Genomic DNA, 7,361 nt, shown 5'->3' with positions numbered 1-7,361 from the left:
CCCGACGGGCAGGTGAGCGGCCTGCTGATCTCGGGCCGCGACGTCACCGAGCGGCAGCGGCTCGACGACGCCCTGCGCCGCTACAAGGACCGCCTCGAAGCCGAGGTGCAGCAGCGTACCGCCGACCTCGTGCTCGCCCGCAATGCCGCCGAGGCCGCTAACCAGGCCAAGAGCGCCTTTCTGGCGAACATGAGCCACGAACTGCGCACGCCGCTCAATGCCATCCTGGGCTTCTCCAGCCTCATGTCGATGGCGTCCAACCTGACCGACGACCACCGTCGCAGCGTGGGCATCATCAATCGCAGTGGTGAACACCTGCTGCACCTCATTAACGATGTCCTGGACATGGCCAAGATCGAGGCCGGTCGGGCCCAGTTGCAGGAGGCCGCCTTTGACTTGGGCGGCCTGGTGCGCGACGTCACCGACATGATGACGATCCGGGCGCAGGAAAAGGGCCTGAGCCTGCTGGTTGACCAGGCGTCGCACTTCCCGCGCTACATCGTCGGCGACGAAGCCCGCCTGCGCCAGGTGCTCATCAACCTGCTGGGCAATGCCATCAAGTTCACCGATCAGGGCGGGGTGGCCATCCGCCTGCAGCGACAGTTCCACGAGGGCCGCGCCACGCACCTCATCATCGAGGTGGAAGACTCGGGGGCCGGCATCCCTGAGGCCGAGCAGGCCCGCATCTTCGAGCCCTTTGTCCAACTGGGCGAGCAGGGCGTCAACAAGGGGACCGGCCTGGGCCTGGCCATCACCCGCCAGTTCGTGACCCTGATGGGCGGCGACATCAGCGTGCGCAGCACCGTGGGCCAGGGCTCGGTGTTCCGGCTGGAGCTGCCATTGCACGAGGCGCAGGCGTCCGATCTGCCGCAGCTTGCGCAGACCGAGCCCGGGCGTGTCATCGGCCTGCAGCCCGGCCAGACCCCTTGCCGTGTCCTCATCGTGGAAGACCAGCGCGACAACCAGGTGCTGCTGTCGAGCCTGCTCGACGCCGTGGGCCTGCCCTGGAAGCTGGCTGAGAACGGCCAGATGGCGGTCGAGCTGTTCCAGTCCTGGCAGCCCCACTTCATCTGGATGGACCACCGCATGCCCGTCATGGACGGCGAGGAAGCCACCCGACGCATCCGCCAGTTGCCCGGCGGGCAGCAGGTCAAGATCGTGGCCGTCACCGCTTCCGCCCTGCGCGAGCAGCGTGCCGAACTGCTCGCCGCCGGCATGGACGACTTCGTGCGCAAGCCCTACCGCGCCAGCGAAATCTACGACTGCATGGCCCGCCATCTGGGCTTGCGCTTTGTGCGCGAACACCAGGCCGCGGCGACCCTGGCGCTACCCCCCAGCCTGACGCCCGAAGCGCTCGCCACCTTGCCCGCCGCGCTGCGCGATGCCTTGGCAGCGGCGCTACAAAGTCTGGACAGCACCCGCATCGCCAGCGCCCTGGCCCAGGTCCGCACGCACAATACGGAGCTGGCCGACACCCTGGCGCCCTTGATCGACGGCTTCGATTACCCCACCATTTTGAAAGCGCTACAGACGCTGTCCCATGGCTGATCACGGACGTATCCTGGCGGTGGACGACACCCCCGCCTCCTTGAAACTGCTCACTGAGCTCCTCCAGGCCGAAGGCTACGACGTGCGCTCGGCCATCCAGGGCGAGCTGGCGCTGCAAGCGGCCCAGATCGACCCGCCTGAGCTCGTCCTGCTCGACATCCGCATGCCCGACTTGGACGGCTTTGAAGTCTGCCGTCGGCTCAAGGCGTCGCCCGCCACGGCCCACATCCCCGTCATCTTCGTCAGCGCCCTGACCGACACCGAAGACAAGGTGCGCGGCTTCGCGCTGGGCGCGGTCGACTTCGTGACCAAGCCCTACCAGCGCGAAGAGCTGCTGGCACGCGTGCGCACCCACCTCGAAGTCGTGCGTCTGCGCCACCACCTCGAGGACCAGGTCGAGCAACGCACCCACAAGTTGCGTGAAAGCCGCGAACAACTGCAAAAGACCTTGACCGACGTCATCACGGTGCTGGGCGCCACGGTCGAGGTGCGCGACCCCTACACAGCCGGCCACCAGAGGCGGGTCGCCCACCTGGCGGTGGCCATCGCCACCGAGCTGCAGATGTCGCCCGCGCAGATCGAAGGGCTGTACCTCGCCAGCGTCGTCCACGATTTCGGCAAGCTGCGCGTGCCGGCCGAGATCCTCAACAAGCCCGGGCGGCTCAACCCGATCGAGTACGGCCTGGTGCAGGAGCACGTCGGCATCGGCCGCGACATCTTGCAGACCATCGACTTTCCCTGGCCGATCGCCGAGACCGTGGGCCAGCACCACGAGCGGCTCGACGGCTCGGGCTACCCGCTGGGCCTGAAAGGCGAGGCCATCTGCCTGGAAGCGCGGGTGCTGGCAGTGGCCGACGTGGTCGAGGCGATGGTGTCGCACCGCCCCTACCGGCCCAGCCTGGGCCTGGATGCCGCCCTGGATGAGATCACCGCAGCCCGGGGCGCGCGCTACGACGCCCAGGCGGTCGATGCCTGCGTGCGCCTGTTCCTGGAGCAGGGCTATCGCCTTCCGGACTGAACGCGGACCGCTTTACTTCGTATTGGCAGCGTGCTAAAGTAGAGAGCTTCGCTTTGTAAAAGGCGAGGAATAGTTCTTTTCCTGAAAGGTCTCAACATGTACGCGGTCATAAAAACCGGTGGCAAGCAATACAAGGTTGCTGCTGGCGAAAAAATTAAAGTAGAACAGATTGCTGCGGAAGTTGGCCAAGAGATCGTGATCGACCAGGTTCTGGCAGTCGGCTCCGGCGCTGAACTCAAGGTTGGTACCCCTCTGGTGGCTGGCGCAACCGTCAAGGCAACTGTTGTTTCTCATGGTCGTCACGACAAGATCCGCATCTTCAAGATGCGTCGTCGTAAGCACTATCAGAAGCGCCAAGGTCACCGTCAGAACTTCACCGAGCTGGAAATCAGCGCCGTGAACGCCTGATCTCGCGCCTTCTTCGTCTAACCTCAGTCACCAAGGAGCAGATCCATGGCACAGAAAAAAGGCGGCGGTTCCACGCGGAACGGCCGTGACTCGCAACCCAAGATGCTGGGCGTGAAGGCCTTCGGCGGTCAAGTGATCTCCGCTGGTTCCATCATCGTCCGTCAACGCGGCACTCGCTTCCACGCTGGTACCAACGTCGGCACCGGCCGCGACCACACCCTGTTCGCGCTGGTCGATGGCACCGTGTCCTTCACCGTCAAGGGCGCGTTGAACCGCAAGACCGTGGTCATCACCCCGGTCTGATCGGTCTTTGGCAGCCCACGGGCCTGCTGAACCAAAGCCCCGGCTTGCCGGGGCTTTTGTGTTTGTCGCCCGTCCAGATTTTTTTGCCAGTGGCAGGGATAATCTCTGCCCTGGACTCACAAGGACACCCGTCTCATGAAATTCGTCGATGAAGCCACCATTGATGTGACCGCCGGCAACGGTGGCAGCGGATGCATCAGCTTCCGTCGCGAGAAATTCATCCCCTTCGGCGGCCCCAACGGGGGCGACGGCGGGCGAGGCGGGCACGTCTACGTGGTCGCTGACCGCAACATCAACACCCTGATCGACTACCGCTACGCCCGTCGCCACGAGGCGCGCAATGGCGAGCAAGGCCGAGGCTCTGACCAGTTCGGCGCGGCCGGCGAGGACATCGTCCTGCGCATGCCGGTGGGCACCATCATCCGCGACTTTGAAACCGGCGAAGTGATGATGGAGTTGCTCGAGCATGGCGAAAAGCGCCTGCTGGCCAAGGGTGGCGATGGCGGCTTCGGCAACCTGCACTACAAGACCTCGACCAACCGCGCCCCGCGCAAGAAGACGGTCGGCTGGCCTGGCGAGGCCTTCAAGCTCAAGCTCGAGTTGCGTGTGTTGGCCGACGTTGGCCTGCTGGGCATGCCCAACGCCGGCAAGTCCACCTTGATCGCGGCCATCTCGAACGCCCGTCCCAAGATCGCCGACTACCCCTTCACTACCTTGCACCCCAACCTGGGGGTGGTGCGCGTGGGACCGGAAAAGAGCTTCGTGGTCGCCGACATCCCCGGTCTGATCGAAGGCGCGTCGGAAGGCGCCGGCCTGGGTCACCTGTTCCTGCGCCACCTGCAGCGCACCCGCGTGCTGCTGCACGTCATCGACCTGGCGCCGTTCGACGATGCCGCCCCGGTGCAGCAGGCCCGCGCCATCGTCAACGAACTCAAGATCTACGACGAAGAGCTCTACAACAAGCCGCGCTGGCTGGTGCTCAACAAGCTCGACATGATCCCTGAGGCTGAGCGCGTCACCCGCGTGCTGGAGTTCGTGCGCCGCTACGGCTGGAAGGGCCCGGTCTTCCAGATCTCGGCCTTGACCCGCCAGGGCTGCGAGCAACTCGTGCAGACGATTTACCAGCACGTGGCCAGCATGCAAGAGCACCACGAAGAAGCCGACATCCGCTTCGACGTGGAAGCCAGCCTGCCGATGGCTTCTGACCTGATGGCCCGTGCTGGTCTGTCGTATGACGAGGAACTGGAGGCGTTGATCAAGCCCAAGTCGGGTGCTGCCCGCAAGGCCGCCGCCAAGAAGACGGCAGCCAAGAAAGCCCCGGCCAAGAAAGCTGCGGCCAAGCCTGCGCCTGCCAAGAAGGCCGCAGCGAAGAAAGCCGCTGTGAAGACGGCCGCCTCACCCGCCGCCAAGAAGACGGCGGCGAAGAAAGCTGTGGCGAAGAAGGTGGTTGCCAAGAAGGCTGTGAGCCAGGCTGCGGTGGCTCAACCCGTCGCCAAGAAGGCGGCGCTCAAAACCGCGGCCGTGAAGCCGGTGGCGGTGAAGAAGGCGGCCGCGCCCAAGGCGGCGCCGGCAAAGAAAGTGGCCGCCAAGAAGGTCGCAGTCAAGCCCGTTGCAGCCAAGAAAGCCGCCGTGAAGACCGTGGCCGCGAAAAAGGCGGTGGCCCAGAAGTCGGCGGCCACCAAGGCGCCCGCTAAAAAAGCAGCGCCCGTCAAAGCCCCCGCCAAGAAAGCCGTCGCCAAGAAGGCCGCGGTCAAAAAGGCCACCCGCTGAGTCCTGATTCCCATTCGTCCTGACCGAGCGCCTGCCCATGAACGATGTGTTGAAGAACGCCCGCCGCATTGTCGTCAAGGTGGGCTCCAGTCTGGTCACGAACGAGGGCAAGGGCGTGGACGCCGAGGCCATCGGCACCTGGTGCCGCCAGATGGCCGCCCTGGCGCAAGATGGCCGTGAGGTCATCATGGTCTCCAGCGGCGCCATCGCCGAGGGCATGAAGCGCCTGGGCTGGGCCACCCGCCCCAAGGAAATCCACGCCCTCCAGGCCGCTGCCGCCGTCGGCCAGATGGGCCTGGCGCAGATGTACGAAACCAAGCTGCGCGAGCATGGCATGGGCAGCGCCCAGGTGCTGCTCACGCACGCCGACTTGGCCGACCGCGAGCGTTACCTCAACGCCCGCTCCACCTTGCTGACCCTGCTGTCGCACCAGGTGGTGCCGGTCATCAACGAGAACGACACGGTCGTCACCGACGAAATCAAGTTTGGTGACAACGACACCCTGGGCGCGCTGGTCGCCAACCTGGTCGAAGCCGACGCCCTCGTCATCCTCACCGACCAGAAGGGTCTGTACAGCGCCGATCCGCGCAAGGACCCGAACGCCCGCTTCATCGATGTCTGCACCGCCGGCGACCCTGCGCTGGAGCAGATGGCTGGTGGCGCCGGTTCGCGCGTGGGCACCGGCGGCATGATCACCAAGGTGCTGGCCGCCAAGCGTGCGGCCGGCAGCGGCGCTTCCACCGTGATCGCCTGGGGCCGCGAGCCCGACGTGCTGGTGCGCCTGACCCAGGGCGAGGCCATCGGTTCGCTCTTCGTGGCCGACACCGCCAAGCTCACCGCCCGCAAGCAGTGGATGGCCGACCACCTGCAACTGCGTGGGGCCGTGGTCATCGACGACGGGGCCGTGACCGCGCTGCGCGACGAAGGCAAGAGCCTGCTGCCCATCGGCATGACCGAGGTGGAGGGCGAGTTTTTCCGCGGCGACGTCATCGCCGTGCGCAACAGCCAGGGCCAGGACGTGGCCCGTGGGCTGGCCAACTACGCCAGCAGCGAAGCGCGCTTGCTGGTGCGCAAGGCTTCGGCCGACATCGAGGCGGCACTGGGCTTCACCAACGAGCCCGAGATGATCCACCGCGACAACCTCGTGCTGGCCTGATCGGTCCAGCCCGCGAGAGGCGCCTGACGCGATCCCCTGAATGGGGAGGGAGGCGGGTTCACCCTGCATAGGGGCGTTCGGACGTCACGTGAGAATCAGTCCCGCGACTTATTTCACGTGTTCTGCCCCCGGAGACCCTCACCATGTCCCTCGCCACCCGCTTCTTCTTCCGCCCCCAATCCCTGGCGCTGGCCGCCGCCGCGCTGCTGTCGTCCGTGGCCGTGTCGGCCCATGCCAAGAACGTTGTCTGCGTCTGGGACGTGGCAGGCAAGTCCGGCGACGTCTACGCGGCCTCGACCGACTACGCCCTGGCCATGCAAAAGCATGGTGCTGACATGGAGCTCAAGGGCTACGTCGACGAGCGCGTGGCCATCGAGGACTTCCGTGCCGGGCAGTGTGACGCCGTGGTGGCCACCTCCTTCCGCACCCGCCAGTTCAATGGCGTCGCCGGCTCGATCGACAGCATCGGCTCGACCCTGGTGATCAAAAACGGCAAGGTCGACATCGACGCCGGCTATGAAGTGCTGCGCAAGGTCATCCAGGTGTTTGCAGCCCCGGCTGCTGGCAAGCTGATGGTGGATGGCAACTACGAAGTCGGTGGCATCTTCCCCTTGGGCGCGGCCTACCCCATCGTGCGTGACCGCAAGAACAACACCGTCGAGTCCCTGTCGGGCAAGAAGATCGCCGCCTTCGACTACGACAAGGCCCAGGGCATGATGATCCAGCGCATCGGCGCTCAGCCGGTGTCCGTGGACGTGACCAACATCGGCCCGAAGTTCAACAACGGCTTCCTCGACATGGTGACCTTGCCGGCCGTGGCCTACAAGCCTTTCGAGCTGCACAAGGGCATCGGCAAGACCGGCGGTATCGGCCGTCTGCCCATCGTGATCCCCACGGTGCAGATCATGCTCAACAAGAACAAGTTCCCCGCAGGTTTTGGCGAGAAATCGCGCCAGTTCTGGCTGGCCCAGTTCGACCGCGCGCTGAACATCGTCAATACCGCTGAAAAAGGCATCCCGGCCGCCACCTGGGAAGACTTCCCGGCCGAGAGCATCCCCAAGTACGCCGTGATGTACCGCGAGGCCCGTCTGGAAATCGCCAAGCAAGTCATCTATAACAAGACGACCCTGAACGTCATGAAGAAGGCTCGTTGCAGCG

Annotated in this window: 6 protein-coding genes and 1 pseudogene; all 7 read left to right on the top strand. The window is 65.2% G+C overall.

Annotation, left to right across the window (positions count from 1 at the left end; genetic code table 11):
* Window positions 1–1,548 (top strand): ATP-binding protein (locus RBT42_RS16345; protein ID WP_320367062.1); only part of this gene is annotated, 1,548 nt, incomplete at its 5' end.
* Entirely contained in the window at window positions 1,541–2,566 is a 1,026-nt protein-coding gene (locus tag RBT42_RS16340) for an HD domain-containing phosphohydrolase (protein ID WP_320367060.1), read from the top strand. The genes RBT42_RS16345 and RBT42_RS16340, both read left to right, overlap by 8 nt.
* A gap of 96 nt (window positions 2,567–2,662) precedes the next feature.
* Window positions 2,663–2,974, top strand: a complete 312-nt coding sequence (rplU, locus tag RBT42_RS16335; RefSeq protein WP_320367058.1) for a 50S ribosomal protein L21 — start codon at window positions 2,663–2,665, stop codon at window positions 2,972–2,974.
* Window positions 2,975–3,019: 45 nt separating this feature from the next.
* Window positions 3,020–3,277, top strand: a complete 258-nt coding sequence (gene rpmA / locus RBT42_RS16330; RefSeq protein WP_320367056.1) for a 50S ribosomal protein L27 — start codon at window positions 3,020–3,022, stop codon at window positions 3,275–3,277.
* Window positions 3,278–3,412: 135 nt separating this feature from the next.
* Window positions 3,413–4,462 (top strand): annotated as a pseudogene (gene cgtA / locus RBT42_RS16545) (Obg family GTPase CgtA); the annotation flags it as partial.
* 622 nt (window positions 4,463–5,084) lie between these two features.
* The gene (gene proB / locus RBT42_RS16320) at window positions 5,085–6,203 is read left to right on the top strand and encodes a glutamate 5-kinase (RefSeq protein WP_320367053.1); all 1,119 of its coding nucleotides are present in this window, start codon (window positions 5,085–5,087) and stop codon (window positions 6,201–6,203) included.
* 143 nt (window positions 6,204–6,346) lie between these two features.
* Window positions 6,347–7,361 (top strand): putative solute-binding protein (locus RBT42_RS16315; protein ID WP_320367052.1); only part of this gene is annotated, 1,015 nt, incomplete at its 3' end.

The sequence above is a fragment of the Aquabacterium sp. genome (assembly GCF_034003525.1).
Lineage (GTDB): Bacteria > Pseudomonadota > Gammaproteobacteria > Burkholderiales > Burkholderiaceae_C > Aquabacterium.
This window is presented reverse-complemented; position numbering and strand designations above follow the sequence as displayed.